This window comes from Segatella copri DSM 18205, assembly GCF_025151535.1.
Classification (GTDB): Bacteria; Bacteroidota; Bacteroidia; order Bacteroidales; family Bacteroidaceae; genus Prevotella; species Prevotella copri.
Genome location: NZ_CP102288.1, coordinates 1,056,161 through 1,071,161 on the forward strand (window position 1 = coordinate 1,056,161; position 15,001 = coordinate 1,071,161).

At 50.1% G+C, this 15,001-nt stretch carries 13 protein-coding genes; 8 read left to right on the forward strand and 5 right to left on the reverse strand.

Annotated features, from left to right (window positions below):
* The first annotated feature begins 60 nt into the window (after positions 1-60).
* From NQ544_RS04300 to NQ544_RS04320, 5 genes are all read left to right on the forward strand, one after another.
* Positions 61-1,506 carry a hypothetical protein gene (locus tag NQ544_RS04300; protein ID WP_006846609.1) on the forward strand — a complete coding sequence of 482 codons (1,446 nt, stop codon included), beginning with the start codon at positions 61-63 and terminating at the stop codon, positions 1,504-1,506.
* Complete coding sequence (locus tag NQ544_RS04305; protein ID WP_153134098.1) at positions 1,503-2,474, forward strand: CHC2 zinc finger domain-containing protein; 972 nt, start codon at positions 1,503-1,505, stop codon at positions 2,472-2,474. The genes NQ544_RS04300 and NQ544_RS04305 overlap by 4 nt, the downstream gene beginning before the upstream one ends.
* A gap of 16 nt (positions 2,475-2,490) precedes the next feature.
* Positions 2,491-2,715 (forward strand): DUF4248 domain-containing protein, encoded by a 225-nt coding sequence (locus tag NQ544_RS04310; protein ID WP_006846606.1) that lies wholly within the window; start codon positions 2,491-2,493, stop codon positions 2,713-2,715.
* Positions 2,716-2,982: 267 nt separating this feature from the next.
* A complete protein-coding gene (locus NQ544_RS04315) occupies positions 2,983-3,243 on the forward strand; it encodes a hypothetical protein (protein WP_155814054.1) in 261 nt (86 codons plus the stop codon).
* A gap of 47 nt (positions 3,244-3,290) precedes the next feature.
* Complete coding sequence (locus NQ544_RS04320) at positions 3,291-3,842, forward strand: HU family DNA-binding protein (protein WP_006846604.1); 552 nt, start codon at positions 3,291-3,293, stop codon at positions 3,840-3,842.
* A gap of 94 nt (positions 3,843-3,936) precedes the next feature.
* On the opposite strand, the gene NQ544_RS04325 is transcribed toward NQ544_RS04320, so the two are convergent.
* The 5 genes from NQ544_RS04325 to NQ544_RS04345 all read right to left on the reverse strand — a co-directional run bounded on the left by NQ544_RS04325 (position 3,937) and on the right by NQ544_RS04345 (position 10,487).
* Complete coding sequence (locus tag NQ544_RS04325; protein ID WP_006846603.1) at positions 3,937-4,524, reverse strand: AbgT family transporter; 588 nt, start codon at positions 4,522-4,524, stop codon at positions 3,937-3,939.
* A 27-nt stretch (positions 4,525-4,551) separates the two neighbouring features.
* A complete protein-coding gene (locus NQ544_RS04330) occupies positions 4,552-5,277 on the reverse strand; it encodes a DUF5932 domain-containing protein (RefSeq protein ID WP_006846602.1) in 726 nt (241 codons plus the stop codon).
* Between the two features lie 20 nt (positions 5,278-5,297).
* A complete protein-coding gene (locus tag NQ544_RS04335) occupies positions 5,298-8,645 on the reverse strand; it encodes a sensor histidine kinase (protein ID WP_006846601.1) in 3,348 nt (1,115 codons plus the stop codon).
* Between the two features lie 48 nt (positions 8,646-8,693).
* Positions 8,694-9,365, reverse strand: a complete 672-nt coding sequence (locus tag NQ544_RS04340) for a bifunctional 4-hydroxy-2-oxoglutarate aldolase/2-dehydro-3-deoxy-phosphogluconate aldolase (protein WP_006846600.1) — start codon at positions 9,363-9,365, stop codon at positions 8,694-8,696.
* A gap of 99 nt (positions 9,366-9,464) precedes the next feature.
* Positions 9,465-10,487 carry a sugar kinase gene (locus NQ544_RS04345; RefSeq protein ID WP_022121227.1) on the reverse strand — a complete coding sequence of 341 codons (1,023 nt, stop codon included), beginning with the start codon at positions 10,485-10,487 and terminating at the stop codon, positions 9,465-9,467.
* A 393-nt stretch (positions 10,488-10,880) separates the two neighbouring features.
* On the opposite strand from NQ544_RS04345, the gene NQ544_RS04350 reads away from it, so the two are divergent.
* The 3 genes from NQ544_RS04350 (at position 10,881) to NQ544_RS04360 (ending at position 14,947) form a co-directional block, all read left to right on the forward strand.
* The gene (locus NQ544_RS04350; RefSeq protein WP_006846598.1) at positions 10,881-11,945 is read left to right on the forward strand and encodes a LacI family DNA-binding transcriptional regulator; all 1,065 of its coding nucleotides are present in this window, start codon (positions 10,881-10,883) and stop codon (positions 11,943-11,945) included.
* A gap of 175 nt (positions 11,946-12,120) precedes the next feature.
* Positions 12,121-13,617: a UxaA family hydrolase gene (locus tag NQ544_RS04355; protein WP_006846597.1), complete on the forward strand. Its 1,497-nt coding sequence runs from the start codon at positions 12,121-12,123 to the stop codon at positions 13,615-13,617.
* Positions 13,618-13,636: 19 nt separating this feature from the next.
* Positions 13,637-14,947 carry a Na+/H+ antiporter NhaC family protein gene (locus NQ544_RS04360; RefSeq protein WP_006846596.1) on the forward strand — a complete coding sequence of 437 codons (1,311 nt, stop codon included), beginning with the start codon at positions 13,637-13,639 and terminating at the stop codon, positions 14,945-14,947.
* The last annotated feature ends 54 nt before the right edge of the window (positions 14,948-15,001 follow it).

The following is a 15,001-nucleotide window of genomic DNA, read 5'->3' on the forward strand; positions in this document are numbered from 1 at the left end:
GAACGCTCCATCCAACTCCACTTCTCTCTAAAAAGCTCATAATCAATAAATTAAGAAGAAATGAAGACAAAAAATTTGAAGTATAATATCACAATTTCAACCGCTCCGACGATGCCAAAGCTGGGAAAAGGCACCGAATGTGTACAACTTTTGCTCTCTCAGGTATCAAAAGACATGCATGAACCCTTAGTTCCGATGCTCTTTCCGATACTCGGAGCGCAGGTAAGTGAGGCGAAATTTCAATATCCTGACCTCAGTTGGAAGGAATTATGTGGCATGATGGCCAATCTCGTGGCCGATTCGGGCTGTAATAAGGGACAACTGTCCAACATCGTGGAAGCTATCTGTCACAACTTCCGTGAACATGATGAGAAGGAACTTGATAAGCTTGTGGAATGGCAGAGACAGATGAAAACGAAGTCGGCCAACAAGGAGAAACCGGCACGCCCGGATGTGAGTTTCTGGTTTCCACCCTCAGATGTCACCAACGCCGCCTTCATCCAGAATGCCATGGGATGCGAGAAGTTGGGCGAGAGAACGCAATACCTCAATCTGCCCGAGGTGGAGATGGCGGACCGGATGTGTGGCGGACATAAGCAGATCTCTCAGATGCTGCGCAATATCTACGACCGCCAGCGAGCCGGAGCTCTGAGAGCAACGGCAGACGGCATAACAGGTAATCCGGTTCTGCGCGCCAATCTCACGCTCTCTTCTACCCCATTTGCAGCCCGCAAGTTTTACAAGAACGAGCTCTTCAATGGTACTTTCGGCCGAATGGTATTCTCTTATAAGTCGCGTCAGGCGCGAGTGGGAAAGATTCCAAGACAGGGTGAATATGATGCCTGTTTCTTTGAAAAGCTGGATGAGTATCTGGTGAAACTCAGCATCTGTAAGGGACGGTTTATCATCAAGCCTCTGAACTCGCTTACCGACCGTCTGGCGGCAGATATGGCTACGCTTGCTGACTTGACGGATGATGATGTGCTGTGGGATATCTCAAAGCGCTCCATCGTGTCGGCATGGAAGGCGGGCTGCCTGCTCTGGGTGCTGAACGACCAGACTTGGACGAAGGCGATGGGTGAGCTTGTGGAGTGGCTGGTTTATCATGATATCTGGAGCAAGATGCAGCTATTCGCCGACCTGCTGAACCAGGATGCTGACTCGGTAAGCGAGGCGCAGCGAAGAGGACCTAAGAACCTGCTTGACGACCTGCCAAACCCTTTCAACGAGGCGCAGCTGGAATCGCTCCGCTTGCAGCTGGGGAAATCGAAAGATGGCACGAAGGGGCAAATCAGGAAATGGGTGTTTCGCAAGTTTATCACCTTTTCGGCAGAAACGGGGCTTTATACTAAGACTGAGGAGTACTTGACAGGAAGTGGGACGAGCGATGGAATCGCTCGGAACAGGGGCAAGAGTGGCGGCTCTGGAAGAAAGAAGAAAGAGGCTGATGACGAGCAGAAGGAGATGGCTGCTGATGCCAAGAAAAAGAAAGGGAAAGGGATATGATGGAGAAATATGAGATTCAGAAACTGCGCGAACTTCCGATAGAGAAGGTTGCGAAAGAGATGGGGATGAAGGTGGAGCACCATAAGGCGCTCTGCCCCTTCCATGACGACCACCACGCCAGCCTTACGTTCAACAAGACCAAGAACAGCTGCAGATGCTATGTCTGCATGAGGAGTTCTATCGGCACCATCGACCTGGTGATGAGATACCTGGGGAAGGATTTTCCGGCGGCTTGCCGATGGCTCGCCGAGGAACATCAGATTCAGCTGGAGGAGGATTCTTCTTCGGGCTCTTCATCCGATAGTTCTTCTTCGGGTGATGATTCGGGGAAATCTTCCTTCGATGCAAGCAGGTATGCTAGGTTCTTCGAACATCCCTGGCTCAACCAGGCAGCTCGGAGATTTCTCTTCGAGGAGAGGAAGATTGACTGGAGAGTGGTGAACTGGTGCAGACTTACTTCCTGGACGGATAAGAAGGGCATCAACTGGCTGCAGATTCCTTACTTCGATACCGATGGGCGGCTTATCGGTATTCAGAACCGAAACCTGGATTACAAGAAGGAGCAGGATGCTCCCCGCTTCAGGTTCCCTTACGGCGCAAGATGCAGCATCTATAACCTGCCGGTTGTGAAGAGACTGAAGCCGGGCGATAGGCTGTTCATTACGGAGGGATGTAGCGACTGCTGGGCGATGCTTTCTGCCGGACATAAGGCGATAGCCATCCCTTCTGCCACGCTCCTCAAACCCGAGGATAAGCAGCTGCTGACGGATATCGGAAAACTGTATCAGGTGGAATTCCACATGTTTCCCGATCAGGATGTGCCGGGCGAAAGCCTCTTCATGCAACTCAGGGAGATGCTCCCCCAGCTGGTTCACCACCAGTTGCCACCGGGCTGCAAGGATTTCAGCGAATACTATCTTTTAGGGGCTGCTGCACCTTCCGGGAGCAAGGAGCCGATAAACAAATGATTTAAAAATTGAGATTATGGAAAATTTTATAAACCGCACGTATACGAAGAAGGAACTGGGGCTGATGTACTTTCCCGAGAGTATGCCACGCACGGCCGTGAATCATCTCATGAGTTGGATTCGGCGTTGCCAACCGCTCTGGGATGAATTGCAGCAGATGGGATATGAAAAAACTTGCAAGTCGTTCACGCCTAAGCAGGTAAAGGCTATTTTCGATAACCTCGGGGAACCGGGATATTAGTTATTGGTGATTAGTGTTTAGTGTTAACTTGGCGGGTGACGGACCAGCGATAGAATCGCTGGGAACGGAGGCTTTTTCAATGTTGAACGTTAAGTGTTAAATGTTGAGTGTTTTAAAGAAAATGTTCCGCTATCGCATGGTATCGCACGCTATCGCACACCTGATAAATCGGGATTTCGTATCTTTGCATCGTGATTCAGAAAGCGCGCAAAATCACTTGCCCAGTTGGAGAAAAATATCTTCCTAATTGGGAAAATAAAAAAGAAAATGAAACCAAGACTCCAAGCCTCGAAACGAGTCGTTTCGCTAGCGAAACTTAACAGGGGGCAGAAAAAAATCATGAACCAGAACATGAAGGCATTCATCCGGTATCTCATCGTGGCGATCTGCTCAGCCATCGTCACCTTCCTATCCAGCTCCTGCACGGCAGGACTCGTAATCGGAAAGAACCAGCGGCAACATCAGGAGAATAACATCTCCACCAAAGTAGATTCTACCTACTACGTGCCAACCATCACCATCCGGTAGGATTTACAAGTTAACAAGAGTATTCATCATTTAAAAATCAAAAGATTATGGCAATTAATTTGAAAGCAAAGGAGACCCTTATCCAAGTAGGCGAAATGAAGGGTCAGTACAGATTCATCCTCGGTACCGAACTTTACAACAAGCTCTCTGAGAGCAAGGTAATCAAGGAGGCGGCTATCAGAAGCGGCGTTAGCGTGGGCGTGATGCAGGTTTGCTGGGATGCAGCAGGCGAGGTTATCAAGGCGTGGTGTACCGAAGGCCATTCCGTAGCCGTTCCGGGATTGGGAACCATGCGATTCGGCGTAAGAGCCAAGAGTGTGCCTACCGTAGGCGAAGTGGCTACCAGTCTGATTACCAACCGCCGTGTAATCTTCACCCCAAGCGTTGACATCAAGCGCGAGCTGCAGGAAACCTCCATCCAGATTACCTGTTACGACCGCAACGGCAAGGTGGTGAAAAACGTTACCTCCGACGATAAGGGCGATGTGGAAGACCCAGACAATAACCCAGGTGGCGGCGGTTCGGATAACACCCCGGGCGGCGGAAATACCGAAGGCGGTGGAACTACCGGCGGTAATGAGGGTGACGGTTTGGAGTAAGCGAACTCCCCGAAAAACCGAACAGCCCCCCTGATTTTACCACAATAAGAAAAGAGCCCCTGATGCAAGGAAACGAGCATCGGGGGCTTTTATCTTACTCCATTACATAGAGGATGGATGTATAGAGCTGCATCACGAGAATGTAGAAAAGAAAGCAGGGCGACAGGAGGCGGATGCCTTGATTCATCGCATCATAAACCTGACTGATGCCCTTGATGCTCTCGCTCATGATGCCGTAACTCATGCTCATCACCATGACCGAGAAACAGATGTACGGAATGAGACTATGCGTGAACGGACCCGGAAAGAGGGTTCCTACGGCATTCAGCAGAATGGCATGGGGCAAGAGGGTGAGCGCCAGCATGATACCTGCAGAGATGCATAACTCGATGAGCATCAGGCGCAAGGCCGTGCGCTGGCGATACTGGGTATGGTCGAAATGGAGCACCCTACTCTGCTTTACCACCCCGATGGTGATGCTGATGAGCACCAGCCATACGAGCCATACTGAGGTGAGATGGTCTACAAAATGGCCCGTAAACCAGCGGATGCCCTCGGGGCTGGTAAGCGAATGGGTGAACGACTCGGGCATCGCAGCTGTAAGCAGCCACGAAACCAGAATCACCACTACTTCGGCTATTCCCAACGATAATGCCAGATAGGCCAATACTTTCTTATACATTCTTTAAAAAGCGCTTATTGAAACGAGTTATTCTTCATCTGCCTGCAGATGGTCGATATCGAGGATGCGGAGCTCGCAGGCTTTTACCACCAGGCGGGTGGCGTTGATGCCCATGCCGTGGTTGCCGTCAGGGAAGAGTTTCTGAACCAGTTCTGCCTGTCGCTTCTCCAGACTCTTTACGCCGAAAGGCATTCCGCGCAGGTTGGTAATCTGCTCCTTGGTATAGCCCAGCGCAAGATGGCGCAGGAAACGCTCGTCATACTCATCAATCTCATAATTCACCAGAGCCTCCTGACGCATCAGCTGGCTGTTTACGCTCCGCTTGAAACGGTCTACTATCTTCTGAAGGATAGGCTGGTTGAACACCAGTTTCTTACCTCCCATGCAGCTCGCCACATCGCCACGCGTAAGGAGTTCGCCACTCTTCAGAATGATGCCGTCGCAGCCCGCATCGAGCACATCTACCCAGAGTTTTTCGTTCAGAATTTCTCCTGTAAAGATGAGCACCTTCACGTCAGGATACTGCTCCTTGGTCTGGCGGCAGATTTCTACGCCTACCGTGGTGGAACCGCCCAGTCCGAGGTCGAGCAGAACCAGATCGGGCAACTGCTGCTTGATGAGTTTCCAATAGGCTATTTCGCTCTCGGCAGTACCGATGATTTCAGCCTCTGGAATATCATTCTTGAAGATACCCTCTGTGCCCTTCAGTTCCAGGGGCACGTCTTCTACTATGATGACTTTAAAATTTTCCATTTTCTGATATTTTTATTTTCTTATGATTTTAAACTTTTCCATTTGATGCGTGCCGGCAGCACGGCCTCTATCCTGAGGCAACCCTTATCGCCCTGGCAAGCCTTGATGCCGCAGCCGCGCAGATTGGTAATCTCGCCCAGTTCCCTCACAATCTGCCGGCACAGGAGATAGCGCAAATCGCCCGTCAGAGGGGTGAAGAGCTGGGCATGGAGCGCAGCATCATAGGCCACATCCTGCTGGTCAATCCAATATCTCACGTAGGCAGAACCCGGAATCTCAGCCACTCCGGTATGGTAATCCTTGGAATTGCCGCGCATCAGAGAAACAAGATAGCGGTTCAGGAAATCATCTGCCTTGATGTTGCCTTCTACCTGCTCCATCGCCTGGGCGCTGAGCAGAGAATAGAGCGATTTATAATAAGCTACCAGTTCCTTGAGCGAATCTACATCATCGGGCTGCGAATCGATAAGCTGGCGGATGCGCGACGGATAATACATCGTTTCGTGCTTGAGCGTAGACAGACAGTTGTCGAGCACAGAATTGGAGATATGAAGCTTATCATTCTCATATTCAGCCCTATGCAGCTCATCGGTCATCAGCTCCAGTTTCAGGGATTCCTGCTCAGCCTCGTCGGTCCGCTTAGCCTTGGTCTGCTCAATCATGGCAAACCGGTAGCTCAGCACGTGGCGGTAATAGAGCAGATAATAAGCCAGCGGCAACTGCAGCAGCAACAGGATGAGCAGCACCACGGCCACGGTCTTCGAGTTCTCGCTCTGCTGCATCGTGTGCACGTAATTATCGAGCGTATTATCGGCACTTATCTCGCGGAACAGCTGGGTATAAACCTTGTTGTTGCTCTGGTAGAGCGACCATTGGTGCAACGCCAGGGCAGCCACGGCACACTCGTTTCTCAGGTCCAGGATGACGTGATAATTGGTTCTAAGCCCTTCGCGCATCCAGGAGAGTTCTGCCGCCATTCCCACCTCCGGATGAGCCACCATGAGATACTTGCCGTCGGGATATTTCGACAGATAGAACGCGTTGAGATAATGGCGCGAAGAATCGGCAAAGGCCAGGGTGCGCTGGTAGGTGCCGTTGATATTGCTGAAGTAGGCACTATCTGCAAAATCGTCGGCACGCTGGAGATTGGCATCTACGTTCGTCTTGTGATGATTGTGGCGCTGGCGGATGTCGTTTGCCTTCTTAGCCTCGCAAGGCTGGACCGCAGCCGACAGCAGCACGAAGAGCATGATGAAGATGCCCAACAACTGATGGGTTCGGCGGGCGATGCCCTTAGGCAGACGGAAACTGAAGCGGCTCCCCTCGCCCAACTTGCTTTCTGCCTTGATCTGGCAGCCGGCAAAGAGCGAACTCACCTTCTTATATTTCTCTATGATGCCCTTACAGTTGAGCAGTCCGAAGCCGTGACCGCCCGTATAGGTCCGGTCGAAAACATGCGCCAGCTGCTCCTCGTCCATACCCTTTCCGGTATCTGAGATGCTGATTTCCACGAAGTCAGAAACCTTGGCGCTAATGGTTACCTTTCCGCCTTCGGGTGTAAACTTGCGGGCATTATCGGCTATGGTATTGATCATGAAGAGCGTAAGGATGCGGTCGGCCTTGACCACGGCATCTGTAGGTTCTACATCGAGTTTCACGCCCTGCATCTGGAAGCTCATCTTGCCCTTGCTTACAATATCGAAAAGCTGCTGGAGCGGGAAACTTTCGATACGCAGGCTGAGTGAGCCCTGGCGCATCTGAATCCACTCCGTAAGCACGTTGTTATATTGGTTAATCTTATCTGTGAGTTCGGCGATATACTGGTAACGTTCCTGCCGCACCTCATCGCTTTCGCCCCCTTCGGAGAGTCGGTTTACCTCGTGAATCATGCGGTCGATGAAAGGCGTAATGCTGTTTACGAGCGAAATCTTAGCCCTTTGTTCCAGATTGCGTTTCTTGTTTTCTTCGATATGCAGTCGGGTTACGTTCAGTTCATCCTGAACCTCCTCCTGCTTATCTTTTAATTCGTTGATTTTCCTAGTGTTATTCTCGCTCCACTCACGCAAAGGTGCAAGCAGTTCATCCATCGACTGGTTCTTCATCTTCTTGCGTTTCATGCGGTCGAATACGTAGAGCAGAACCACCACGAGCACAATCATCGCCACCACGGCAGCAATCATCAGGTTGAGCTGCTGGGCGTTCTCGTCGAGTGCCGCGGCACGTGCCTCCAGCTGGCGGTCCTGTCGCGAACGGTCCTGCAAATCCAGATAGATATTGCGGTTGTAATCGCTCTGCTGCTTATCATCTATAGCCGAATAAACCAGGCAGAGTCTTTCACGTATCGACGCTACGAGGTCGGGTGCCTGCTCGATGGCCTTGTTGTCGTTCAGGGCATGATTCAGGCAGTCGAGCGCCGAAGAATAATCATGGATATCCCAGAAACATTCAGCCAGCGTACGGTTGGCTCCGGCAGTCTGATAAACATCTCCGTAGCTCGAAAAGAGGTTGAGGGCACGCTGGGCAAAGTTGCCTGCCAGCAGATTGTTCGGCATCTGCTCGATGTTGAGATACTGGAAGGCAGGCAGGTTGTTGCGTATGAGGAATTCGCTCACCTCTCCTTTTCTGAGGTGCTCGCTAATAGACTGCAGGGCGTTAGCCTGCCAGTAAGGATAAGGATGGGCAGGGTCGCTAGCCAACATGTAGCAGCTGATCAGCCGGTCGAATTCCGCCTGATTGATTTCGTTTTCGGTTCCCTTGACGATAGCTCCGCCCGAACCTATATTATAAAGATAGTTGAGATATTGTGCCGAATCCTGTTCCAGCTCATCTGGGTCCAGACGGTTAAGCTCCTGAAACATCGGCTCGTCTAAGCCCACATAATAAAAATAGGTGGCGGCCACAATATAGAATTCAGATTTCGCATAAATCACGCGTTTGCTTTCTCTCGGGGGCATGGAATTCACCTCTTCGCGAATTCTGCGCAAACGCCTCATCGCCTTTTCGCGATAAGCATAAAAATCTTTGTTGTGCGATTCTCTCTGGCAGAGTCGCATGTTCTGAACATCGGCAATAGCGAGTTCTATCTGGTTATCGCTCTCCTCTTCAATCTTCTTCAGCCATCCCTTGGCTCCCTTGTAATCCATCTTGGCTATACATACGAAGGCAAGGTTGTTATAGGCTTCTGCACGACCTGAGGGATAATCTTCTGAAAGCTTCAAAGCCCTCTCAGCCAGCACTTTAGTAGAATCGAGATTGCGATAATGATAAGCATAGGATTGCTCGTTCAGCTCATCTACCCTTGCCTTATTCGCAGGAGAACAAGCTGAAAGAAAAAATGCCGCCACCACCAGAATTGATGATGGCGACATGGAAAAAAAGGATGCTGAAATCTGCATCTCGATGAAAAATAGCCTAAATTAAGCGCGAGCCTTCGCGATGTAACCGAGAGCCTCCTGACACTTGGCTGTGATGGCAGCCCAGTCGCCAGCAGCAACAGTCTCCTTAGGGAAGAGCTTAGAACCCATACCTACGCAGAGAACGCCAGCCTTGATCCAAGGAGTAAGATTCTCCTCTGTTGGCTCTACGGCACCTGTTACCATGATGTTGCTCCAACGCAAAGGTGCCATTACGTTCTTGACGAATGAAGGACCGCCTACGTTACCTGCTGGGAATACCTTGGTTACGTCGCAACCGGCAGCCTGAGCATTATTGATTTCAGTTACAGAACCGCAACCTGGTGAATAAGGAACCAGACGACGGTTGCAAACTGGAGCAATATCTGGGTTGAAGTTAGGACCTACGATGAAGTTAGCGCCGAGCTGGAGATACAGAGAAGCTGTACCGGCATCAACAACTGTACCTGCACCCAGAATCATCTCAGGGCAAGCCTTGTCGGCCCACTTTACCAACTCTCCGAAAATCTCGTGAGCGAAGTCACCACGGTTAGTAAACTCGAAAACACGTACGCCACCCTCGTAACAAGCCTTGATGACGTTCTTGCAGATTTCAACATCCTTATTGAAGAAAACAGGTACCATACCAGTCTCTTTCATGGCTGCCATAACCTGCATTTTGCTAAACTTTGCCATTACCTTATATGAATTAACAATGAATAGTTTATAGTTTATAGGAGCTACGCCGTAAGCAAGACAGTCTATAAACTATCAACTATAAACTTTAAACTATAATTATCTCTGAACTCGACCATTAGCGTTACCGCCAGCCAGGCTCTCTACCTCGTCAGCAGATACCAGGTTGAAGTCGCCAGGGATAGTATGCTTCAAAGCAGAAGCAGCTACCGCAAACTCAAGAGCCTCGCCCTGAGTCTCCTTAGTAAGAAGACCGTGGATCAGACCACCAGAGAAAGAGTCGCCACCACCAACGCGGTCGATGATAGGGTTGATGTCGTAGTGCTTGCTCTGATAGAACTCCTTACCATCATAGATAAGAGCCTTCCAGCCGTTGTGTGTAGCAGAGAGAGATTCGCGGAGAGTAGAAACAACATACTTGAATCCGAACTCCTTCATCATGCCCTTGAAGATTCCGTAGTAACCCTCAGCATCAGTCTTACCGCCCTCTACATCTGCGTCTGGCTTGAAGCCCAGGCAGAGCTGAGCATCTTCCTCATTACCGATACAAACATCAACATACTTCATCAGAGGACGCATAACAGAGATAGCCTTCTCAGAAGTCCAGAGCTTCTTTCGGAAGTTGAGGTCAACAGAAACAGTTACGCCGTGACGCTTAGCAGCCTCACAAGCCAACTTGGTAAGTTCAGCAGCCTTGTCGCTAATAGCTGGAGTAATACCGCTCCAATGGAACCATTGGGCACCCTCCATAATCTTGTCGAAATCGAAATCAGATGGGTCAGCCTCAGCAATTGCGCTGTGTGCACGGTCGTAGATTACCTTGGATGGGCGCATAGAAGCACCAGTCTCGGCATAGTAGAGACCTACGCGGTCGCCACCACGAGCGATGAACTCTGTGTTAACGCCGTAACGACGGAGACCGTTGACAGCAATCTGACCGATCTCGTGCTTAGGGAGCTTAGATACGAAGTAAGCATCATGACCATAGTTAGCCAAGCTTACAGCTACGTTAGCCTCACCACCACCAGGGATGATGCGAAGTGATTCACTCTGAATGAAACGATCATTGCCTTCTGGTGATAAACGAAGCATGATCTCACCTAATGTTACAATTTTTGCCATGTTTGATAGTTTTAATTTTTTTGTTTTTATTTTGTTTGTTATGAGTAACAAATTAAATTCCACTTTTCAGTAGAGAAATGAAGTTCAATTATCAGTTGTCATTCAATTTCGAGGGCAAAAATAACCATAATTTCTCGAATAACGAAATAAAATCGCATTTTTTTTTGTTTTTCGTGCAAAAAAGTTGCTGTGTCTTCGCACAATTCAAAAAATTGTTGTATATTTGCGGCAAAATTCGTACTTGTGGTCGCACACAACAGAATTGCTTAATACTAATTGTGGTCTGTGCACAGCTGGAAGTACCTGCGACGTTTTATCTATCGTAGCCCCCAGGAGAGGCTCCTTATATAATAAGTACACGCGAAGCAACCAGACCCGTAATGCTAAAAAACAATGGCCGAAAAAATCAGAATCAAGGATATTGCCGAGAGAGCTGGCGTATCCGTTGGAACCGTAGACCGAGTTCTGCACGACCGTCCAAACGTGTCGAAACCTGCACGCGACAAGGTCGAGAAAGCCCTCAAGGAAATGAATTATCAGCCTAATGTGTACGCCAGCGCTCTGGCTTACAACAAATCCTATACCTTCTACCTGCTGATTCCGAAACATGAATCGGAGGCTTACTGGGAGGAAATAGAGGAAGGCGCAAAAAAATGTGAAGATACCCGACGTGACTTCCATATCGATGTAGCGATTCGTTTCTATGAGCGTTCCAGCGAGGAATCGTTCCGCGAAGAAGGCAACAAGATTCTTGAGGCCAGTCCGGAAGGAGTCATCGTGGTGCCTTCATCGCTCGATGTGACCCGCGAGTTTACCGAGGCGTTGCATCACAAAAGCATCCCGTTCATCCTGCTCGACTCCTACATGCCCGATCTGCGTCCGCTCTCTTTCTTCGGCCAGGATTCGTTCTGTTCCGGTTTCTTCGCAGCCAAGATGCTGATGATGCTTGCAGCAAAGGAAGATGAAATCCTGCTCATGAGGCAGACCAAAGACGGAAGAGTGGTCAGCAAGCAGCAGGATAACCGAGAGGTAGGATTCCGCCATTACATGCACGACCACTTCCCTAACGTGAAGATTACCTTGCTCGACCTGCCGTTGAGCGGCACACGTGCAGAATTCGTCAAAATGCTGGAGAAGTTCTTTGCCGTGCATCCGAACATCCACCATTGCATCACCATGACTTCGAAGGCGCACATCGTGGGCGACTTCCTGCTGAAGACCAACCGCCGCGACGTTCAGATCATGGGCTATGATATGGTAGAGAAAAACGCCCGCTGTCTGCGCGAAGGAAGCATTTCCTTCCTCATCGCCCAGCACGCCTACATGCAGGGTTACTCCTGCGTAGACACGCTCTTCCAGGCCATCGTGCTGAAGAAGAAAGTTACGCCGGTAAACTATATGCCTATCGAGCTGCTGATGAAGGAAAACGTAGATTTCTATCGCAGAACCCAGCTCTAAGGCGAATTGGCAGAATTAAAGCTTTTGCCCTTACAGGGCGACAGGGTTGCGTCCGTAATTACCCAGGGCGATGCCCTGGGCTAGGAGCTTCTGCCCTTTCAGGGCGTATGGAGCCAACTAGCGACAATACAGAAACATTATAAATTATAAACAATAAATAAAAAACAGACTACGTATGGAACAATCAAGTTTTATCAAGATTAACCCTGCCGACTCGGTAGTGGTTTGCTTGCGCCCTATGAAGAAGGGTGAAACGATTGAAGTAGATGGTAAGACCATCACATTATTGCAGGATACACCTGCAGGACACAAGGTGCTCATCAACGATGCAGCCGAGGGTACAGATATCCTGAAGTATGGCTACCCTATCGGTCATGCAAAGACCGGTCTCAAGGCGGGCGAATGGGTTAACGAGAACAACCTCAAGACCAATCTTGCCGGTACGCTCGAATATACCTACAACCCGGTTAACGAGCAGCTTAACATCGCTAAGGAAAACCGCACCTTCATGGGCTACGTTCGCAAGAATGGCGAAGTAGGCGTAAGAAACGAAGTATGGGTAGTTCCTACCGTGGGCTGCGTTAACGGCGTGGCTGAGAAACTGGTAGAACTCCTCAAGAAAGAAACAGGCTGCGAAGGCATCGACGCCATCCATGCATGGCACCACAACTTCGGTTGTTCACAGCTCTCGGGCGACCATGAGAATACCCGCAAGGTGCTTCGCGATATCTGTCTGCATCCAAACGCAGGTGCCGTGCTCGTTCTCTCGCTCGGCTGCGAGAACAACCAGCCAGATGATTTCATGAAGATGCTCGGCGACTATGATCACGACCGCATCAAACTTCTTGTAACACAGAAGGTTGAAGGCGACGAACTCGAGGAAGGCATGAAGATTCTGCGCAACCTCTATGCCCTGGCTAAGGAAGACAAGCGCGAGGAAGTTCCGGTAAGCAAACTGCGCGTAGGTTTGAAGTGTGGCGGTTCTGACGGCTTCAGCGGAATTACAGCCAACCCATTGGTAGGTGAATTTAGCGACTGGCTCGTAGCTCAGGGCGGTACAAGCATCCTGACAGAGGTACCGGAAATGTTTGGCGCAGAAACCATTCTGATGAACCGTTGCGAAAATAAGGAACTCTTCGACAAGACCGTTCACCTGATTAACGACTTCAAGGAGTACTTCTTGAGCCATGGTGAACCGGTTGGCGAGAACCCTTCTCCAGGTAACAAGGCAGGTGGTATCTCAACCCTCGAAGATAAGGCTTTGGGTTGCACCCAGAAGTGCGGCCGTGCTCCGGTAAGCGGCGTGCTCCAATATGGCGACCGTCTGGAGACAACCGGTTTGAACCTGCTTTCAGCTCCAGGTAACGACCTTGTAGCAGCCACAGCTCTGGCTTCAGCAGGTTGCCAGCTCGTTCTCTTCACCACAGGTCGCGGAACCCCATTCGGAACCTTTGTGCCAACGATGAAGATTTCTACCAACAGCAATCTGGCAAAGAACAAGCCAAACTGGATTGACTTCAACGCCGGCGCTCTGGTAGAAGGTGTAGAAATGAAAGACTTGGTAAGCAAGTTTATTGATAAGATTATAGCCGTAGCAAGTGGCGAGGAGGCTCGCAACGAGTATAATGGCTATCGTGAAATCTCCATCTTCAAGAATGGAGTAACTCTTTAATTAAGAAGAAAAAAGAAGTATGAGTAATAAAAAAGGTTTGCTGGCGTTGTCGCCATTATTTTTGCTGATTGTCCTCATCGTGGCTTTTACCGTATATTCGGTAGACAGCAGCCATCAGGACACCAGCCTCTCGCTCACAGTAGCGTTCATGATTTCGAGCATTTATGCCGTGGCTATTTCCGGCGGAATGCCTGTCAGGAAACGAGTGGATACATACAGCAAGGGTGCCGGCGCCAACAACCTGATGCTCATGCTCTGGATTTACGTGCTGGCTGGCTCGTTTGCCGCATCAGCCAAGGCGATGGGAGCCGTTGATGCAACCGTCAACCTGGCGCTCAGCATCCTGCCAGCCAGCATGATTCTGCCAGGACTCTTCCTGGCTGCCTGCTTTATCTCCGTATCTATCGGAACAAGTGTGGGAACCGTAGTGGCTCTGGTTCCGATAGCCGCCGGACTGGCCCACTCGATGGATGCTAACGTAGGCATGATGACCGCCATCATCGTAGGTGGCGCTTATTTCGGCGACAACCTCTCGTTCATCTCCGATACGACGGTTGTTGCTACGCAGACGCAGAACTGCAAGATGAGCGATAAGTTCAAGGTCAACTCCATGATTGTGGTTCCGGCCGCCGTACTCGTACTCATCGCCTATTCTGTCATGGGAGTCGGTCTTCAGGCCCCAACCCATATCAACGAGGTAGAATACATGAAAGTATTGCCTTACCTCACCGTCCTCGTTACCGCTATTGCCGGCATGAATGTAATGGCTGTTCTCACCCTGGGCACCCTACTCTGTGGCGCCATCGGCATAGGCAGTCATCTTCTGGGTGCCTCCGGAAGCTACGATCTCTTTGGCTGGTTCTCAGCCATGGGCAACGGCATTATCGGCATGGGCGAACTCATTATCATCGCCATGATGGCAGGTGGTATGCTCGAAATCATCCGCGAAAACGGCGGAATCGATTTCATCATCAACAAGATTACAGCCCACGTAAACAGCAAGCGTGGAGCCGAACTTTCTATCGCCGCCCTCGTTTCGATGGTAAACATCTGTACGGCAAATAATACGGTAGCGATTCTGACAGTAGGAAATATTTCGAAAAAGATAGGCGACCGGTTTGGCGTAGACAACCGCAAGGCAGCCAGCATTCTAGACACCTTCTCATGCATGGTTCAGGGATTGATTCCTTATGGCGTGCAGATGCTCCTGGCAGCCGGTCTGGCCAATCTCAGTCCGATGGACATTCTTCCTTATCTCTACTATCCGCTGGCGATAGGTGTGGCAGCCCTGCTGGCCATCCTCTTGCGCTATCCTAAGAGATACAGTTAGGAAGACTTCTAAAAATCAGAGGAGGGTCTCCTTCTGCGTTAGAGATTTCTTGAC

Bases quoted from the DNA above. Each gene is read 5' to 3' on its own strand.
- NQ544_RS04315 (WP_155814054.1), top strand. From the start codon at position 2,983: ATGAAACCAAGACTCCAAGCCTCGAAACGAGTCGTTTCGCTAGCGAAA.
- NQ544_RS04305 (WP_153134098.1), top strand. From the start codon at position 1,503: ATGATGGAGAAATATGAGATTCAGAAACTGCGCGAACTTCCGATAGAG.
- NQ544_RS04340 (WP_006846600.1), bottom strand. From the start codon at position 9,365: ATGGCAAAGTTTAGCAAAATGCAGGTTATGGCAGCCATGAAAGAGACT.
- NQ544_RS04320 (WP_006846604.1), top strand. From the start codon at position 3,291: ATGGCAATTAATTTGAAAGCAAAGGAGACCCTTATCCAAGTAGGCGAA.
- NQ544_RS04350 (WP_006846598.1), top strand. From the start codon at position 10,881: ATGGCCGAAAAAATCAGAATCAAGGATATTGCCGAGAGAGCTGGCGTA.
- NQ544_RS04345 (WP_022121227.1), bottom strand. From the start codon at position 10,487: ATGGCAAAAATTGTAACATTAGGTGAGATCATGCTTCGTTTATCACCA.
- NQ544_RS04310 (WP_006846606.1), top strand. From the start codon at position 2,491: ATGGAAAATTTTATAAACCGCACGTATACGAAGAAGGAACTGGGGCTG.
- NQ544_RS04330 (WP_006846602.1), bottom strand. From the start codon at position 5,277: ATGGAAAATTTTAAAGTCATCATAGTAGAAGACGTGCCCCTGGAACTG.
- NQ544_RS04335 (WP_006846601.1), bottom strand. From the start codon at position 8,645: ATGTCGCCATCATCAATTCTGGTGGTGGCGGCATTTTTTCTTTCAGCT.
- NQ544_RS04355 (WP_006846597.1), top strand. From the start codon at position 12,121: ATGGAACAATCAAGTTTTATCAAGATTAACCCTGCCGACTCGGTAGTG.
- NQ544_RS04300 (WP_006846609.1), top strand. From the start codon at position 61: ATGAAGACAAAAAATTTGAAGTATAATATCACAATTTCAACCGCTCCG.
- NQ544_RS04325 (WP_006846603.1), bottom strand. From the start codon at position 4,524: ATGTATAAGAAAGTATTGGCCTATCTGGCATTATCGTTGGGAATAGCC.
- NQ544_RS04360 (WP_006846596.1), top strand. From the start codon at position 13,637: ATGAGTAATAAAAAAGGTTTGCTGGCGTTGTCGCCATTATTTTTGCTG.